General features: G+C 64.6%; 16 protein-coding genes and 1 tRNA gene. 13 read left to right on the top strand and 4 right to left on the bottom strand.

All coding sequences use genetic code 11. From position 1 onward, the window contains the following. Positions 1 to 92 precede the first annotated feature (92 nt). The 9 genes from LB523_RS07730 (at position 93) to LB523_RS07690 (ending at position 10,118) form a co-directional block, all read left to right on the top strand. Positions 93 to 1,187 (top strand): transporter substrate-binding protein, encoded by a 1,095-nt coding sequence (locus tag LB523_RS07730; protein WP_224602006.1) that lies wholly within the window; start codon positions 93 to 95, stop codon positions 1,185 to 1,187. Further along, positions 1,184 to 1,786 carry an ANTAR domain-containing response regulator gene (locus LB523_RS07725; RefSeq protein ID WP_224602004.1) on the top strand — a complete coding sequence of 201 codons (603 nt, stop codon included), beginning with the start codon at positions 1,184 to 1,186 and terminating at the stop codon, positions 1,784 to 1,786. Before LB523_RS07730 ends, LB523_RS07725 begins: the two co-directional genes overlap by 4 nt. 19 nt (positions 1,787 to 1,805) lie before the next feature. Continuing rightward, positions 1,806 to 2,672, top strand: a complete 867-nt coding sequence (locus LB523_RS07720) for an ABC transporter permease (RefSeq protein WP_224602406.1) — start codon at positions 1,806 to 1,808, stop codon at positions 2,670 to 2,672. 13 nt (positions 2,673 to 2,685) lie between these two features. After that, positions 2,686 to 3,606: an ABC transporter permease gene (locus tag LB523_RS07715; RefSeq protein ID WP_224531972.1), complete on the top strand. Its 921-nt coding sequence runs from the start codon at positions 2,686 to 2,688 to the stop codon at positions 3,604 to 3,606. Between the two features lie 33 nt (positions 3,607 to 3,639). Next, a complete protein-coding gene (locus LB523_RS07710; RefSeq protein ID WP_411966444.1) occupies positions 3,640 to 5,283 on the top strand; it encodes an ABC transporter substrate-binding protein in 1,644 nt (547 codons plus the stop codon). Further along, positions 5,273 to 6,217, top strand: coding sequence for an acetamidase/formamidase family protein (locus LB523_RS07705; protein WP_224602002.1), 945 nt, complete (start codon positions 5,273 to 5,275; stop codon positions 6,215 to 6,217). The genes LB523_RS07710 and LB523_RS07705 overlap by 11 nt, the downstream gene beginning before the upstream one ends. Then, positions 6,214 to 8,034 (top strand): ABC transporter ATP-binding protein, encoded by a 1,821-nt coding sequence (locus LB523_RS07700; RefSeq protein ID WP_411966443.1) that lies wholly within the window; start codon positions 6,214 to 6,216, stop codon positions 8,032 to 8,034. Before LB523_RS07705 ends, LB523_RS07700 begins: the two co-directional genes overlap by 4 nt. Positions 8,035 to 8,124: 90 nt before the next feature. Beyond that, a complete protein-coding gene (locus LB523_RS07695) occupies positions 8,125 to 9,519 on the top strand; it encodes a multicopper oxidase family protein (protein ID WP_224601998.1) in 1,395 nt (464 codons plus the stop codon). 104 nt (positions 9,520 to 9,623) lie between these two features. Continuing rightward, complete coding sequence (locus LB523_RS07690; protein WP_224601996.1) at positions 9,624 to 10,118, top strand: hypothetical protein; 495 nt, start codon at positions 9,624 to 9,626, stop codon at positions 10,116 to 10,118. 33 nt (positions 10,119 to 10,151) lie between these two features. Here LB523_RS07690 and LB523_RS07685 read toward each other — a convergent pair whose 3' ends face one another. Beyond that, the gene (locus LB523_RS07685; RefSeq protein WP_224601994.1) at positions 10,152 to 10,331 is read right to left on the bottom strand and encodes a hypothetical protein; all 180 of its coding nucleotides are present in this window, start codon (positions 10,329 to 10,331) and stop codon (positions 10,152 to 10,154) included. A 297-nt stretch (positions 10,332 to 10,628) separates the two neighbouring features. On the opposite strand from LB523_RS07685, the gene LB523_RS29370 reads away from it, so the two are divergent. Together LB523_RS29370 and LB523_RS07675 are read left to right on the top strand one after the other, a co-directional pair. Beyond that, positions 10,629 to 13,664, top strand: coding sequence for an AsmA family protein (locus LB523_RS29370; RefSeq protein ID WP_224601991.1), 3,036 nt, complete (start codon positions 10,629 to 10,631; stop codon positions 13,662 to 13,664). 194 nt (positions 13,665 to 13,858) lie between these two features. Continuing rightward, positions 13,859 to 14,191, top strand: a complete 333-nt coding sequence (locus LB523_RS07675) for a hypothetical protein (protein ID WP_224601989.1) — start codon at positions 13,859 to 13,861, stop codon at positions 14,189 to 14,191. Between the two features lie 205 nt (positions 14,192 to 14,396). On the opposite strand, the gene LB523_RS07670 is transcribed toward LB523_RS07675, so the two are convergent. Both LB523_RS07670 and LB523_RS07665 read right to left on the bottom strand, forming a co-directional pair. Further along, positions 14,397 to 14,840, bottom strand: a complete 444-nt coding sequence (locus LB523_RS07670) for a hypothetical protein (protein WP_224601987.1) — start codon at positions 14,838 to 14,840, stop codon at positions 14,397 to 14,399. Between the two features lie 176 nt (positions 14,841 to 15,016). Continuing rightward, positions 15,017 to 15,092 (bottom strand) — tRNA-Ala (locus LB523_RS07665). Positions 15,093 to 15,257: 165 nt separating this feature from the next. Between LB523_RS07665 and LB523_RS07660 the strand changes: the two genes are divergently transcribed. Beyond that, a complete protein-coding gene (locus LB523_RS07660) occupies positions 15,258 to 15,557 on the top strand; it encodes a YggT family protein (protein ID WP_095770068.1) in 300 nt (99 codons plus the stop codon). Further along, positions 15,557 to 15,880 carry a DUF167 family protein gene (locus tag LB523_RS07655; RefSeq protein WP_224601985.1) on the top strand — a complete coding sequence of 108 codons (324 nt, stop codon included), beginning with the start codon at positions 15,557 to 15,559 and terminating at the stop codon, positions 15,878 to 15,880. Before LB523_RS07660 ends, LB523_RS07655 begins: the two co-directional genes overlap by 1 nt. Before the next feature lie 396 nt (positions 15,881 to 16,276). Here the strand turns inward: LB523_RS07655 and LB523_RS07650 are convergent, their stop codons facing one another. After that, positions 16,277 to 17,158 carry a MurR/RpiR family transcriptional regulator gene (locus LB523_RS07650; RefSeq protein WP_224601983.1) on the bottom strand — a complete coding sequence of 294 codons (882 nt, stop codon included), beginning with the start codon at positions 17,156 to 17,158 and terminating at the stop codon, positions 16,277 to 16,279.

Genomic DNA, 17,158 nt, shown 5'->3' with positions numbered 1-17,158 from the left:
ATACCGGCTTTGGTCGCCGGGCGGCAAGAATGCCTCGTATGCCTCGCCCGTCCGGCGCTGGCTGCGAGGCTTTTTCATTTCTGGGGCCTTGCTTGAAGCGACGTATCGAGATCGGCATCCTCTATTCGCGGTCAGGCAGCTATCAGCTCGTCTCCGACGCCTGCCGGCTGGGCGCAATGCGGGCGATCGCCGACATCAACGCCGACCGCGCCCAAAGCATCGAGCTCGTTCCCGTCGAACGCGATCCGCAAAGCAACGCCGACCGCTACGCGACGCTCTGCGAGGACATCTTCCGCACCAGCAGAGCCCGCCATGTCGTCGGCTGCATCACCTCCTGGAGCCGCAAGGAGACAATTCCCGTGCTGGAGAAGGCAGGCGGAATGCTCTGGTATGCCTGCCCGTATGAAGGCTTCGAGGCCAACGAGCATGTCGTCTACATGCATGCCTGCCCGAATCAGCATCTGGTGCCGTTGATGGCTCATGTCGCGCCGCGTTTCGGCGCCAACGGCTTCCTGCTCGGCTCGAACTACATATGGGGCTGGGAGATGAACCGCGTCGCGCGCGACCTGATCGCCGACGCCGGCGGCAAGGTGCTGGGCGAACGCTATCTGCGCATCGGCGAGACCGACGTTTCGCGCCTGATCGACGAAATCCGCGTCACGCGGCCGAATTTTATCCTCAACAACCTGATCGGCACCTCGTCCTATGCTTTTCTCGCCGCCTATCGCGAGCTGGGACGCGAGGATGCGGCCTTCAAGCCTGACGCCTGCCCGGTAATCTCCTGCAATCTCACGGAGGCCGAACTGTCGGCGATCGGCGAAACGGGCAAGGGCCATTTGTCGGCCGGGCCCTATTTCGCGCCGCGTCCGGCCGCCTTCGCCTCGTCCTTCGAGGCCTCCGCCTATGCCTCGGTGCAGGTGATGGCGGACGTGCTTTCCGGCAACCCGGACGCCGGCCCGGCGGAATTCTCCAAAGCCTTCGCCGAGCGCCGCTTCGCGACCCGCCTGGGGCCGATCGCTATCGATTCTCACACCCAGCATGCGACGCTGCCGGTGATCATCGGGCGTATCGCCGACGGCTTCTTCGAGGTGGTGAGCCGCGAGGAAGAGGTGGCGCCCGATCCCTATCTTTCGCGCTACGATCCGGCCAAGACCTTCGGCCGTCCGCGGCTCAGGGTGGTGTCGTGAGCCGCGCGGCGCGCATCCCCAATCTCGGCGGCGCCAAGGCCTTCGTGCTGCATCGTCCGCACATGACGGTGCAGGCGATCACCAGGCAATTGTCGGCGATCGGCCTCGAAGCGGTCGAATGCTGGCCGCATCTGCCGGCGGAGGCGCTGGCGGCGGATTTCGTCTTCTTCGACGCCGACCTCGGCTTCGACGAGCAGTTTCCCTGGAAGCCCGGCGAGGCGCCGATGCCGCTGGTGGCGCTGATCGGCTCGGAAGCGCCGGGCCGCATCGAATGGGCGCTGTCGCACAAGGCCGATGCGCAATTGTTGAAACCGGTGGGCACCTCCGGCGTCTATAGCGCGCTGCTCATCGCCAGGCAGAGTTTCGAAGCGCGCAAGCGACTCGCCGATGAGATCGAGTCGCTGCGCCAGCGGGTCGGCGAACGCCAGACCATCGTGCGCGCGGTCGCGGCTCTGTCGAAAGGCGGCGACGACGAGCGGGCCTACGCGCAGCTCAGATCGCTGGCGATGAGCTGGCAGATCAGCGTCGAGGAAGCGGCTCGGCGCATCGTGGCGATGACGCAAGCGGAGGGCGGCGATGACCAATCCCATCGCGCCTGACCTTCCGGCGGCAGGCCGGATGCCGGCAAAGCCGCGCGCCGGCGTCTGGCGCCGGCTGGTCAAGCGACCGCTGGCGCTGCTCGGGCTATTCATCGTCGCCATCGTGCTCGCCGGCGCCATCCTCGCGCCATGGCTGACCGGCTACGACCCCAACGAGCAGATGTTCGACGGCCTGACACTCGAAGGCTCGCCTTTGCCGCCGGACGCCAAGTTCTGGCTGGGCACCGACCTGCTCGGGCGCGACCTGTTGACTCGCATCCTGTTCGGGGCCCGCACCTCGTTGATCATCGGCATCGTCGCCAATGGCGTCGCGCTTTTGATCGGCACGCTGGTCGGTGTCACGGCGGGTTATTTCCGCGGCTGGATCGGCAGCGCGCTGATGCGCTTCACCGATCTGATGATGGCCTTTCCCGCGCTGCTTTTAGCCATCTGCCTGGCCGCGGTGTTCGAGCCGAGCCTGTGGATCGTCGCCATGGTGATCGCGCTGGTCAACTGGGTGCAGACCGCGCGCGTCATCTACACCGAAACCTCGTCACTGTCCGAGCGCGAATTCATCGACGCCGAGCGCACGATAGGCGCGAGCGCGCCGCGCATACTGTTGCGCCACATCCTGCCGCATCTCCTGCCGACGATCATCGTCTGGGGCACGCTGGGCATCTCAACGACAGTGCTGCTCGAAGCCACGCTCAGCTATCTCGGCATCGGCGTGCAGCCGCCGACCGCGTCGTGGGGCAACATTATCTTCGAGAACCAGACGTATTTCCAGGCGGCGCCCTGGCTGGTGTTCTTCCCGGGCGCCGCGATCCTGGCGCTGGCGCTCGCCTTCAACCTGATCGGCGACGCGCTGCGCGACATCCTCGACCCGACGCAGAGAGGGCGGGAATAATGGGAGGCCGGTCATGATCGCCTATCTCGGCCGCCGGCTCATCCAGTCGCTGCTCATCCTGCTCGGCGTCTCGCTGATCACCTTCGCGCTGCTCTATCTTTTGCCCGCCGATCCGGTGCGCCAGATCGCCGGCCGCAGCGCCACGCCGGAAACGGTGGAGAACATCCGCCGTCAGCTCGGCCTCGACCAGCCCTTCATCGTCCAGTACTGGCACTATCTCACAAGGCTGCTCGGCGGCGATCTCGGCCGCTCCTACATCCAGCGCTCGGAGGTCACTGAGCTCATCGTTTCGCGGCTGCCGGCGAGCCTGCTTCTGATGGTCGGCGCCATCCTGTGCGAGCTGGCGATTGGCCTCACCATGGGGCTGATCGCTGCCGTCAAGCGTGGAAGTGTAACCGACCAGACTTTGATGGTCGCCTCCTTCGTCGGCGTCTCGGCGCCGCAATTCGTCGTTGGCCTGCTCTTGCTCTACGTCTTCGCCGTCAGGCTCGGTTGGTTTCCGATCGGCGGTTACGGCAGCTGGCGCCACCTTGTGCTGCCGTCGCTGACCATGGGCATACTCGGCGCTGGGTGGTACGCGCGCATGATGCGCTCGTCGATGATCGACGTGCTGCGCCAGGACTATATGCGCACTGCCCGCGCCAAGGGGCTGGCGCGCGGCGCCATCCTGTTTCGCCATGCGCTGCCCAACGCCATCCTTCCGGTCGTCGCCATGATCGGCATCGACATCGGCATCTTCATGGGCGGCATCGTGGTGGTCGAAAGCGTGTTCGGCTGGCCGGGCATCGGCCAGCTCGCCTGGCAGGCCATCCAGCGCGTCGACATTCCGATCATCATGGGGGTCACCCTGGTCTCGGCCTTCGCCATCGTGCTCGGCAATTTGCTGGCCGACATCATCGCGCCCTTCATCGACCCCCGCATCAAACTGAGATGACAACGACAACAACCAAAGAAAGGGAACACTGACATGAGACGATTTCTGGCATCCACAGTAGCCGCGTCGACGCTTGCGCTGATGCTCGGCATGGCCAGCGCGCGCGCCGATGACGCCGTCGACCCGAACGTCAAGCAGGGCGGCGCCATCACCATCACCTACAAGGATGATGTCGCGACCCTCGACCCGGCGATCGGCTACGACTGGCAGAACTGGTCGATGATCAAGAGCCTGTTCGACGGGCTGATGGACTATGAGCCGGGCACCACCAAGCTCAAGCCCGACCTCGCCGAAAGCTACGAGATCTCGCCGGACGGCAAGACCTTCACCTTCAAACTGCGCCACGGCGTCAAGTTCCACAACGGCCGCGAGATGACCGCCGACGACGTCAAATACTCGCTCGACCGCGTCACCAACCCGAAGACCCAGAGCCCGGGCGCCGGCTTCTTCGGCTCCATCAAGGGCCATGACGATGTCGCCGCCGGCAAGGCCGACAGCCTCTCCGGCGTCACCGTGGTCGATCCCTACACGATCAAGTTCGAGCTGACCCGGCCGGACGCCACCTTCCTGCATGTCATGGCGATCAACTTCTCGCATGTCGTGCCGAAGGAGGAAGTCGAGAAATACGGCGCCGACTTCGGCAAGCATCCGGTCGGCACCGGCGCCTTCAAGCTCGCCGAATGGACGCTCGGCCAGCGCATCGTTTTCGAGCGCAATCCCGACTACTGGCACAAGGGCCTGCCGCATCTCGACAAGATCACCTTCGAGATCGGCCAGGAGCCGATCGTGGCCCTGCTGCGCTTGCAGAAGGGCGAGATCGACGTGCCCGGCGACGGCATTCCGCCGGCCAAGTTCCAGGAGGTGATGAACGATCCTGAACAGAAGGCGCGCGTCGTGGTGGGCGGGCAGCTGCACACCGGCTACATCACCATGAACACCACCATGGCGCCCTTCGACAATGTGAAGGTGCGCCAAGCCGTGAACATGGCGATCAACAAGGACCGCATCGTCCAGATGATCAACAACCGCGCGGTGCCGGCTAACCAGCCGCTGCCGCCCTCGATGCCCGGCTACGACAAGGCGTTCAAGGGGTATCCGTATGATGTCGCCAAGGCCAAGGCGCTGCTGGCCGAGGCCGGCCACCCGGATGGCTTCGAGACCCAGCTCTTCGCCATGAACACCGATCCCAATCCGCGCATCGCCCAGGCGATCCAGCAGGATTTGGCGGCCATCGGCATTAAGGCCAGCATCCAGTCGCTCGCCCAGGCCAACGTCATTGCCGCCGGCGGCGACAAGGCCGGCGCGCCGATGATCTGGTCGGGCGGCATGGCCTGGATCGCCGACTTCCCGGATCCGTCCAACTTCTACGGGCCGATCCTAGGCTGCGCCGGCGCGGTGCCCGGCGGCTGGAACTGGTCGTGGTACTGCAACAAGGACCTCGACGCCAAGGCGGCCGAGGCCGACTCCGTCGTCGATCCGGCCAAGTCCGGGGAACGCGAAAAGATGTGGAGCGCGATCTATGACAAGATCATGGAGGACGCGCCCTGGGCTCCGGTCTTCAATGAGCAACGCTTCACGCTGAAATCAGCCCGCATGGGCGGCGCCGACAATCTCTATGTCGACCCGGTCCATATCCCGATCAACTACGACAATGTGTATGTGAAAGATGTGCAGTAACTGCGACTACACCATCCACGGGCGCCATCACCATTTCGGCTGGGACAATTCCTTCGTCCCAGCCGAACGGGTGGCGCCCGGCTCGACGATCGAGTTCCAGTGCCTGGACTCGTCCGGCGGGCAACTCAAGGCAGACAGCACCGTCGACGACATCGCCAAGCTCGACTTCGAGCACATCAACCCGGTGACCGGGCCGATCTTCGTCGATGGCGCCGAGCCCGGCGATGCGCTGAAGGTGACGATCGAGATGTTCAAACCGTCCGGCTTCGGCTGGACGGCGAACATTCCGGGTTTTGGCCTGCTCGCCGATGAGTTCAAGGAACCGGCGCTCAACGTCTGGAAATACGACGCCGCCTCGCTCGAGCCTGCGCTCTTCGGCAGACAAGGCCGTGTGCCGCTGAAGCCGTTCGCCGGCACGATCGGCAACGCGCCGGGCGAGAACGGCCACCATTCGGTGGTGCCGCCGCGGCGCGTCGGCGGCAATCTCGACATCCGCGATCTTGCCGCCGGCACCACGCTCTATCTGCCGGTGGAAGTGCCGGGCGCGCTGTTCTCGGTCGGCGACACGCATGCCGCGCAGGGCGACGGCGAGGTATGCGGCACGGCGATCGAAAGCCCGATGGACGTCGTGCTGAAACTCGACCTGGTGAAGGACGCGCGGCTGAAGACGCCGCGTTTCACCACGCCCGGCCCCGTGACGCGCCACCTCGATGCCAAGGGCTATGAGGTGACGACCGGCATCGGGCCCGACCTGATGACCGGGGCCAAAGAGGCCGTCAGCCAGATGGTCGACCTGCTTGCCGGCCGCTATAAACTCGACCCGGTCGAGGCCTATATGCTCGTCTCGGTCTGCGGCGATCTCAGGATCAGCGAGATCGTCGACATGCCGAACTGGGTGGTGTCGTTCTATTTCCCGCGCTACGTGTTCGAATGAGCGCAGGCGTGGTCGACGAACACGCTGACGCCGCCGCAAAAGTGGCCGCGGGGCCGGTGCTCGAAATCACCGGTCTCTCCGTCGGTGTGCGCGGCGAGGATGGCGAGCGCGAGGTGGTGTCCGGCCTGTCGCTGTCGCTCAAACGCGGCGAGACGCTGTGCATCGCCGGCGAATCCGGTTCCGGCAAGTCGATGACGGCGCTGGCGATCATGCAGCTCCTGCCGCAGCCGGCCGGCCGCATCGCTTCGGGAAAGATCCGGCTGTTTGATAAGGATGGCGGTGCCGTAGAGTTGACGGCGCTCGACGAGCGCCGCATGCGCGACATTCGCGGCGACCGCATCGCCATGATCTTCCAGGAGCCGATGACCTCGCTCAATCCGGTGCTGTCGATCGGCCGCCAGCTCACCGAATCGATCGAGGTCCATACCGGTCTCTCGCACGCCGAGGCGCAACGGCGCGCCGTCGAGGCGCTGAAGGCGGTTCGCATTTCCGAAGCCGAAAGCCGGCTGAAACAGTTTCCGCATGAATTGTCGGGCGGCATGCGCCAGCGGGTGATGATCGCCATGGCGCTGGCGCTCGAGCCCGACGTGCTGATCGCCGACGAGCCGACGACGGCGCTGGACGTCACCGTGCAGGGCGAGGTTCTGGAGCTGCTGCGCGACCTGCAGCGCCAGCACGGCACCAGCGTCATCCTGATCACCCACGACATGGGCGTCGTCGCCGAGATGGCCGATCGCGTTATCGTCATGCGCAATGGCCGCATGGTCGAGGAAGGGGCCACCGCCGATATTTTCGCCAGGCCGCAGGCCGCCTACACGCAAGAGCTCCTCGCGGCGGTTCCGCGCATCGGCTCGGGCGTCGGACGGCGCAATCCGGGCGAGGCCACCAGCACGGCCGGACAGGACAAGGTGGCGGCGGTGAGCGACCTCCATGTCCGTTTCGACCTGCGCGGCGGCTTCTTCGGCCGCGTCAACCGGCGCGTGCACGCCGTCGAGGGTGTCAGCTTCTCGATCGCGCCCGGCGAGACGCTGGCGCTGGTCGGCGAATCCGGCTGCGGCAAGTCCACCACCGCCAAGGCGCTTGCCGGCCTCGTGCCCTATGCCGGCGGGGTGACGATCGGTGGCCGGGAGCTCTCCAGACTTGGCGGCGACGAACGCAAGGCGGTGCGGCGCGACGTGCAGATGGTTTTCCAGGATCCCTACGCCTCGCTCGACCCGCGCATGCGCGTCGGCGATCTGGTGGCCGAGCCGCTGCTCATCCATGGCATTGGCTCAAGGCAGGAGCGCCGCGAACGCGTGGCCGCCCTGTTCGAGCGGGTCGGCCTGTCGGCAGGGCAGATGGAGCTCTATCCGCATGAATTCTCGGGCGGCCAGCGCCAGCGCATCTGTATCGCCCGGGCGCTGGCGCTCCGGCCGAAGCTGATCATCGCCGACGAGAGCGTGTCGGCGCTCGATGTCTCGGTGCAGGCGCGCGTGCTCGATCTTTTGAAGGAGCTGCAACGCGAATTCGGCGTCGCTTATCTCTTCATCTCGCATGACATGGCGGTGGTCGAGAACATCTCCGACCGCGTCGCCGTCATGTATCTCGGCCAGATCGTCGAGATCGGCAGCCGCGATCAGGTCTTTTCCAATCCGCGCCATCCCTATACGCGGCGGCTCATCGAGGCGGTGCCGGTTCCCGATCCGTCACGGCGCCGGACACGCTTTGCACGTCTGGACCGCGAAATTCCAAGCGCGACGCGCCGGATCGGCGAGAGCGTGCCGAAACTGCTGCTCAAGGATTTCGGCGGCGGACATCTCGCCGCGGTCGCGGATTGACAGGCACCCGGAGCGGCGATCTGTCCGTTTCGGAAACTCCGCGAATGGTGATAAAGCCTGACGCAGTTACTCATCTATTTCGGGATTCCAATGTCGGCCCTCACACGCCGCAAACTCCTGCAGGGCGCCGCGGCGGCGGGCACGGCCGGTATCGGCCTCTCCGCCGCCGGCAAGTTTGCCGGCTGGGCGGCCCCGAAACCGGAACCGCTGATCCTGAAGACCGCGAGCATCGAGGCGCGGCTGATGGAGGGTGCGCCGACGAAGAAGGTGCTGACCTATGGTGAAGCAGGTCCGCCGCCGGTCGTCAGGATGAGGAAGGGCGAGCCGTTTGCCGCGCGCCTGATCAACGGCATCGATGATCCGACGACCATCCACTGGCATGGCATCCGCGTTCCCAACAAGATGGACGGCGTGCCGTTCCTGGTGCAGCCCTATGTCTATCAGGGCGACCGTTTCGACTATGAATTCACGCCGCCCGACGCCGGCACCTTCTGGTATCACCCGCATTGCAACACGCTGGTCCAGATGGGCCACGGCCTGACCGGGGTGATCGTGGTCGAGAATCCGAAGGACCCGGTCTTCGACGTCGAGATGGTCGTCAACCTGCGCGACTGGCGGCTTGGCGACGACGGCCAGTTCATCGAGCCGTTCCGGCCGCGAGACGCGGCCAAGGCCGGCACCTTCGGCACGGTGCGCACCGCCAATTGGCAGGGCCAGCCGCAATTCGATGCGCCGACCGGCGGGCTGGTGCGGCTGCGCGCGGCCATCACCGACGTCACCCGCATCTATGCCTTCCGCGTCGACGGCGCCGAGGCGACGGTCATCGCGCTCGACGGCAATCCGGTGCCGCAGCGTTTTACGCCGGATGCCTTGCAGCTGGGGCCTGGCCAGCGGCTGGAGCTTGCCATCCGCATGCCCGACGAGGAGGGCGCGATCGTCAGCCTGCGCGATGTCAGGGGCACCAAGCCGAAAATCCTGGCGACGCTGCGCTCGGTCGGCAAATCGCTCAAGCACGATCTGCGCGATCTCGGCCCGCTTGACGCCAATCCCGTGTCGGAGGTGGACCTGACAAGCGCCAAGCGGATTCCCCTGGCGCTGAGCGCGACGGCCGAGAACGTTGCGGCCGACGGCATTTGCGGCTCGCTCGGCTACAGTTTCTGGGCGATCAACAAAGTGCCGTGGCCGGGCGACACGCCGGACCCGACCGCGCCGCTCGCCGAACTGAAGCGCGGCCAGAGCTACATCATCGACATGGAGAACCTCACCCCGCACGCGCACCCGATCCATTTGCACGGCATGAGCTTCAAGGTGCTGTCGTCATCGACCAGGGCAGTGCAGCCGCTAATCTCCGACACCTATCTCATTCAGCCCGACGAGAAGGTGCAGCTCGGCTTCGTCGCCGACAATCCCGGCGATTGGCTGCTGCATTGCCACATCATCGAGCACCAGAAGACCGGCATGACGAGCTACTTCCGGGTGGTGTAAGCGCATCGGCGTGGAGATGCGTCGGCATTCCGCGGTTGACGCGTTTGGCCGATTGCCTAGGTAGGCAGGAGGGCGCTGGGGCGGCACCAACTCCGACCGACGGCATGACATCCTTGCATATTCGAAAACTTGCCTTTGTTGCGGCAGGCATCTCCACCCTGTCGTCCTGCGTCATCCCCGACGATACGTCGAGCATCGCCAAGGTCGACGCCACCACGGCCGCTGCCCGCAAGGAGATGGTCGGTCTCAGCGAGGCCGATGTTCGCATGTGCGCCGGCTTTCCGACCGCGACGGCCGACACGGGGCCTTCCGGTCAGATCTGGACCTACCAGCGCACCGTGCAACGCGGCAATCTCAGTATCGCGGTGCCGACGATGGCCGTGGGCGCGATCCCCGCGGTCGGAGGGTCGGTCAACGTCGCTCCCGGCGGCTACTGCAACACGCAGATCCGCATGATCGGCGGTCGTGTCGCCGAGGTTGCCTATGCCGGCGACAACAATCTGCCGAACAGCGTCGATGCGCTCTGCGTCAGCACGGTAGACGCCTGTGTGGCCTATGCGCGCCAACGCAATCACAAAGCAACACCAGTCTCCAGGTGAGTGGGACGAGGCCGGTCCGGGACTCCGCTTGTGTCAGCGTCCTCCGGGGTGAATGGCGCCGGGCTCCTTTTCGGCGGCGTCCGGCGAAACATGCCGGCCCATGTCCCTGCGGGTTTCGGGCGGCGGGACATCCATCAGGTTTCTGACCTTGGCATTGTTGTGCGCGTGGATGATGGCGCGGCTGAAATGGAGCAGGGTTCCGAGCACTGACATTGGCACTTCCTCCATTGAAATGGCTGATATGTCGGCGGCGGATGCCGGAAAATGCGCCTGGTCTGTTTCACGGGAATGGCTCGGAAACCGGCTGATCGTTTCCAAACCCTCTGGTCTGGAAACACTTGCCTGCAAATGGCTTCGATCGCGATGGCATTCGGCGAAAGAGCCGACGGGCCCGCGGAGCCGTGCGAAATTCGTCCGGCGCGAAGCCCGTGCTTCGGCAGGATTCAGTCGGGCGCCAGAAGCATGTATGTTTAACGATACTGATTCTTCCGATCATTTTGGCGGGTCGATGTGAGAAAAATCGTCGCTGCACTCACCGTAGCTGTAGTTCTTTCCGTCGGGCTGCTCTTCCTTGTGCCCGCTCTTGTTTCAATCGACTGGGTGCGTGCCGAATTGAGCCGGCAACTGTCATCCGCAACCGGAATGACAATTCGGCTGGACGGACCTGTCAGACTATCGCTGCTGCCCAAGCTGGCGGTGGTCGCGGACGATATCTCGCTCTCGACCGGTACGGGCGACATCGCGATATCCGCTCCGCGGTTCTCGACTTCGATAACGCTGTCGTCCCTATGGTCGAAAAAGCTTGAGATACAGTCCGTCGCGCTGGCGGATCCGACAATCGCGCTCAAGGCTTCGGCAAACGCGACGTCAGCTCCGGAACCGAATGATGTTCAGGCCGATCCGTTTGCGGCGATTGTCGAGACGCTCGAGCGGCTGGCGATCAATCAACTGACGATAACGAACGGCACCCTTGCCTCAGGCGCGTCGGCCGGCAATTCCGCTAAGGTGACGGCAATCGACGCCGATCTGAGGGCTCCGGACCTCGACCGAGAGGTCTCGTTTTCGTTGGCCGGCACCAGCAGCGGCCGTCGCGTTGAAATGAGCGGGAGCCTTTCCGCCTTGAGGCCGATCCTGAAGCGGCTGCCGGCCCAGATCGCCATCGAGGCGCGTCTTGATCCGGCGCCGGTTGCCAAATTCTCTTCATTGCATGCGAGTGGAGAGATCCAGCTCAACGGGAACGGCAGCTATCAGATCAAGGGCGGAAAGTTCGATGTCGGCGACCAGAGCTTCCAGATGGACGCGCTCTTTCAGCCCGGGGCGCGGCATCGCTTCTTCGCCGACCTGGCGGCAAAGCGCGTCGATATCGACGCCTTGAGCGATATTGGAAAGGGTGGTTCCAGCGCGGGCAAGGTTTCGGCCGGCTCCGGCGAGCCCGACCTCGCGATGCTCTCTGCGTTCGATGCCGATATCAGCGTTGCCATCGATGAATTGGTCGGCGGCAAGATACGGGCTTCCGATGTCCAGCTCGCCGCCGCGCTGCGCGATGGACATATCGAGGCAAAGCTGGAGCACTTCGGCCTTGATGCGGGAAACCTCACAGCGACAGCCTCGACGAATGTCGGTGAAACGCCGCCGACCGTACGCGGCAATATTGCGAGTTCAGGGCTGGATATCGGCTCTATAGCGAAGCTGGCCGGACAATCCGTGCCGTTGTCCGGCAAGCTGACCGCCGATATGGGGTTCGCTTTTCGCGGACTCACCACAGAGCGCATACGCAGCAGCGTCAATCTGCAGGGAACGGTCGGAATTCGAGAAGGCAAGCTTCCGCTCGCAGCACTTGCCGAGGCCCGGACGGCCGACGACATCACCGGACTCAATCTTGATGCGAAGGCTCACGATGTCGGCAAGCCGGTCGATTTGACGGGCAAGCTCGTCTGGCGGGGACAGGCCGTGACGTTCAAGTCCCAGCTCGCACCTGCATCCTTTCTGGCCAGCGGCTCCGTTGCCGATGCGTCCGGGCCGATCAGCCTTTCGGTTTCCTCCAAATACCTCGAAGGCAGCATAAGCGGCGCTGCCGGGGGTGGCGGCACGTTCAAGGGTCAGGTTTCGGTCACATCGGCCTCGGTCGACAAGCTCATGCAATGGCTGGGGCAGAGTGCTTCCCACGGTCTGCGAGACTTTGCCTTCAAAGGTGACGTGGACGCCGGGCGAGGACAGCTTTCCTTTCAGAAAACCTCTGTTGCCTTGAACGGGGTCAAGGCGTCGGGCCAAGGCTCGATGAAACTTGGGGCGCCCCTCAACATCCGGACGTCGCTCAATTTCGCGAAGCTTGACTTCGCGGCGTTCGCCGGCGGCGGCGAGCCTGCCACGGGCGGAAAGCAGAAGCCGAACGGCGCCACCGACGCGCCGATCGATCTCTCCTTCCTCAAGGGAATTGACGCCAAGGTGGACATCCAGGCCGACAAGCTCGGCTATGGAAAGGTCTTCGCCGGGCCGGTGGCCACCACTCTGGTGGTTGCTGATGGCAAGGCGCACCTGAACGTGCCGCAAAGTCCCTTCTACGGCGGCACGATTGCCGCGGAAATGACAGCCGACGGCTCCAACGACGCCGCTTCCCTGACGCTGAACACTGCGATCGCCGGTGCGGCCGCCGCTCCCTTGCTCCATGATGCTGCGAATTTCGACCGCATCGAAGGAACGCTCAATGCGACGGTCGCGGTTTCAGGCTCGGGAAAGACCACGAAATCGCTTGCCCGCTCCCTTGGCGGCAAGGCGGCGGCAAAATTCGGCGACGGCGCCTTCCGCGGCATCGACGTAGCAGAGGTCTACAACAACCTGGTCGGGCTGCTTTCCAGCGGCTTCAAGCAGGATCAGACCAAGAAGACGACGTTCACCGAACTCGGCGCCTCTTTTGCCATCGAGAACGGCGTCGCGCAGACGACGGACATCAGCCTGCTGGGTCCGCTGGTACGAATGGACGGCTCGGGCAAGATAGACTTCGCCGACCAGACGCTCGACATCAGTCTCAACCCCCGCGTCGTCGCCTCGCTTGCCGGGCAGGGAGGCGACGTTGCCGTGAAGGGCATCGGGGTGCCGATCGTGGTCCAAGGCCCGCTGTTCGCGCCGCGTGCCTATCCGGACTTGAGCGCATTGGCCAAAGACCCGCAGGGCGCGCTGGACATGTTGAGCCGCCTTGGGCTGCCAACCGGGAAACTCAATCTCGACAAGCTGATCCCGGGCCAAACGGGCTCGAACGGCGACGGCTCCGGCAAGGGAGCGGCGGATCTGATCGGCGATCTTCTGCGCAACGCCGCGCCCCGGCCCAAAGCCCTGCCCGCGGCTGCGGAACCCGCCGTGGCGCCAGACACCGGCAATACGGATAGTGCGGCGCCGCCGCCAGGTTCGAACGCCGGTGGCGAGGCCGAAGCAGAGACAACCGCGCCGGCGGCCGAACCCGCTTCCGCCGGCCCGCAGGCCGCCCCTGCTTCGCCCGAAGCGCCAAAGAAAGGGGAAATCGACACGCTTCTCGATCAGTTGGCCAATTAGCAGTGCAGGGTGGCCTCCGCTCGCGGGATGATGTGAAAGAAAGCGGCCGCTATGGTTGCGTCAGCCTGACGCCGGCGCAATACATGATCTAACGCTCATATGTGCGGCCGCAAATCAAAGTGATCTCGGCCGCCGCAAATCGTCCCCAATCAGGACGTTCTTCCGGCCTTAATCTGCACAGATTGGAGAGGCCGATGAAATTGTCTGTTCTTGCCCTTGCCGGCACCATGCTGGCGGTGATGCCAGCGGTCCATGCGGCGCCGATGATTGGCATGCCGGCCAGGAATGGCCTGGTCCAGCAGGCGCACGTCACATGCGCCTACCTGACCGAGGACGGCTACTGCGTGCGGCCGCACAAGAAGCACAAATACTGGAAGCGCCACCACTACGACCGGCCTGCCTATCGCACCTATGAGCGTCAGCTACCGGACGAGGATTATTGGCGCTATCAGCGTCCGCGGCCGATCATCCGGGTCGTTCCCGACTATCCGCAGGACGAAGACAATTGGGATGACTGGGACAATTGAGGCGAGCCGCCCTTCATTGGCAAGCGGGATGCCTGCAGGCCCGCTATTCATCAGAGCGGACACCCCCGCCATTGGTCTGGCAGGTCGGCGGAGAGGTCGATGAAACTCGCCGTCTGGCCTGCCCGGCGCGACCTTGTCGTTGACATTGCGCGCCCGGGCACGCCTGAACCGGCCCATCCGGGAATAACGGATGGAGTTGGGGCTCCTACCTCTTCAGCGCGATGCTCATGCCGCTGAGGTCGGCGTTGACCTGCAGGCCCACCTGCCGGCCGGTGAGCTCGAGCTGGGCGCCCTTGTCATTGGTCATGACGATCACCTGGGCGCCTCTGCCGAGCGCGCCGCCACCGCCGGCCGCGCCGTAGACGCCCGTCACATCGCTGGCGCGTCGGATGTGGCGCACCCTGCCCTGAAAATAGGTTTTGGATGCGCCGAAGGCCAGGCCGCCCGAGATGCCGCCGATCGAGATCGGATAGCGTTTGCCATGGAAGGTCAGCGTGCCTTCCCCGCCGGAACCGCCGATGAAGAAGGCCGCCTTGTAGACGGAGAAGCGGATCGTGCCGCTGTCGGCATGCGCGGCGCTGGCAATGCTGACGCCGGCGGCAGCGATGGCCGCAACCGCGACTGAACGGAACCTGGACGAAATCTGCATGATGGTGACCTCCTCGCACATCGCCGCTTACCCAGCCGGCCGGGGATATCAGCTTCAAAAGTATAGCTGAACCGTCTTGCCCCGCCATTGGTTCCAAGCGGCGGCCCGAAATCCGGCTGTCACAAAATGCTGAGGGAGGAGGCCGAAGCCGATGAGAAGCACATGCGTGTGCTGGCTGGTGGAGCTGAGGGGGATCGAACCCCTGACCTCATCATTGCGAACGATGCGCTCTCCCAGCTGAGCTACAGCCCCGTTCCAGCGGATGGGCTTGTATCGGTCGCGGCCGTTTCATGTCAAGGCGAAAGACCGGCAGGCGACGAGCACGCTGACTGGTAGGCCTTGCCCGCCAGTCAAGCCCGCGGGCCTTGCCCGCACGCCAAGCAATGGCTACATGTCGGCGACAATTTGGAGACCGGCATGATCGCCCTTATTCAGACCATCGTCATGGCGCTTGATATCTACTGGTGGATCATCATCGCCTCGGCGATCTTTTCCTGGCTCTACGCCTTCAATGTCGTCAATTCGCGCAACCAGTTCGTCGGCAGCGTGGGCAACATGCTCTACCGGCTGACCGATCCGGCATTGCGCCCGATCCGCCGCTTCATGCCCGATCTCGGCGGCATCGACATTTCGCCGATCATCCTGCTTCTGATCATCTTCTTCATCCGGCAGTTCCTGGTCACCACCGTCTGGTCCTGGGTCGTGGCCGGCGGCTGATGAGCACGCCGTTCCGGCTGCGCGAGAACGGCATCGACCTCTTCGTGCGGCTGACGCCGAAAGCGGCGCTCGACCGGATGGACGGCGTCGAGACCGCTGCCGACGGGCGCAGTCATCTTAAGGCCCGCGTCCGCGCCGTGCCGGAGAACGGCGCCGCCAATCAAGCACTGGAACGGATGATGGCGAAGGCGCTGGGTGTTCCAGTATCGGCCGTTTCGGTGGTTGCCGGCGGGACATCGCGACTGAAGACGCTGCGGGTTGTGGGGGATGGGGCCGAGCTGGCGAAAAGCGTCGAGGCTCTTTCTAAGCAATCGAAGATCTGAGACGCAGGCGGGACGGCGCCCCCCTCTGTCCTGCCGGACATCTCCCTCGCTTGGCTACGCTATGCACACATCTTCTGTGACTGTCGTGACTGATCAGGCCGAGGCTTGATTGCCACGTGGTTCCCCCAATCCGTCGCTGCTTCGCAGCGCCACCTTTCCCCCCTCCGGAGGGAAAGGAAGGGAGCGTTGCTGGACGAGCATTGACGGCAAAAAGCTTGGCGCCTTTCCTCTACCCCTTCGATCGGAGGAGAGGTGGCTCGGCGAAGCCGAGACGGAGTGGGGGTCGACCAGCGCTACATGAGGGGCGCGGAAGCTGCCAATCGGGAAGATGCCCGGCAGGGCCAGAGGAGGGCGCGAGGGATCGCCAGCGCTGACGGCGCAAGCCGCTGCAACCGCTCAATCGCCCAGCGGCAGTCTCGGATCGTCGACCTTCAGCGTGTTCACGCTCTGCTTGATGCGGCGCAGATTCTCCAGCACTTTCGGCCCGCGCGCTTCCGCCACCGTGGTGGCGATCATGTCGAGGATGGCAAGCAGCGCGTATCGCGACGAGGTCGGCTTGTAGATGTTGCCGTCCTCGACGGACTGCAAAAGGATCACCGTATCGGCGACCTTGGCCAGGGCCGAATCCGGCGCGGTGATGGCAACGGTCGCCGCGCCATATTGCTGCGCAACCTCGACCGCCTCGATCACCGAGCGCGCATAGCCCGAGACGGAGAAGGCAAGCAGCGTCGTCTCGGGCGTCGCGACGGCCGCATACATGCGCTGCAGCTGGCCGTCGGTCTGGGCGAGCGCCGAGAGGCCCAGCCGGAACAGCCGGTTCTGCATCTCGGTCGCCATCATCGAGGAAATGCCGCCTGAGCCGATGCACAGCACATTGCCGGAAGCCGCGATGCGGGCGGCGACGTCCATCACCGTCGTCATGTCGAGGTTTTCGCTGGCGCGCTGGATGGCGGCGATCGCCGCCTCGGTGATCGCCGAGGCGATGCGCTGCTCGCGCGCGTCGCGGCTGAGCGGCTCCGGCGACAGATACTGGCCGCCGATGGCGATCGCCTGCGCCAGGTAGAATTTGAAATCGCGCAGGCCCTCGCAGCCGAGATTGCGGCAGAAGCGGGTGACGGTCGGCTCGCTGACGCCGACGCGCGCGGCGATCTCCGAGATCGCGGCCTTCGAGGCGAAATCGAGATCGGAAAGCACCAGTCCGGCCAGCCGGCGGTCCGACTTGGTGCCGTCCTGCGATATCAATTGCAGGCGGGTGATGATGTCGGCCGGGGTCTTCAT

Origin of the sequence: Mesorhizobium sp. ESP-6-4 (assembly GCF_020164735.1) — a bacterium.
GTDB lineage: Bacteria > Pseudomonadota > Alphaproteobacteria > Rhizobiales > Rhizobiaceae > Mesorhizobium.
Note: the sequence above shows the minus strand (reverse complement) of the source record. Positions and strands in the feature narration are given on the sequence as shown.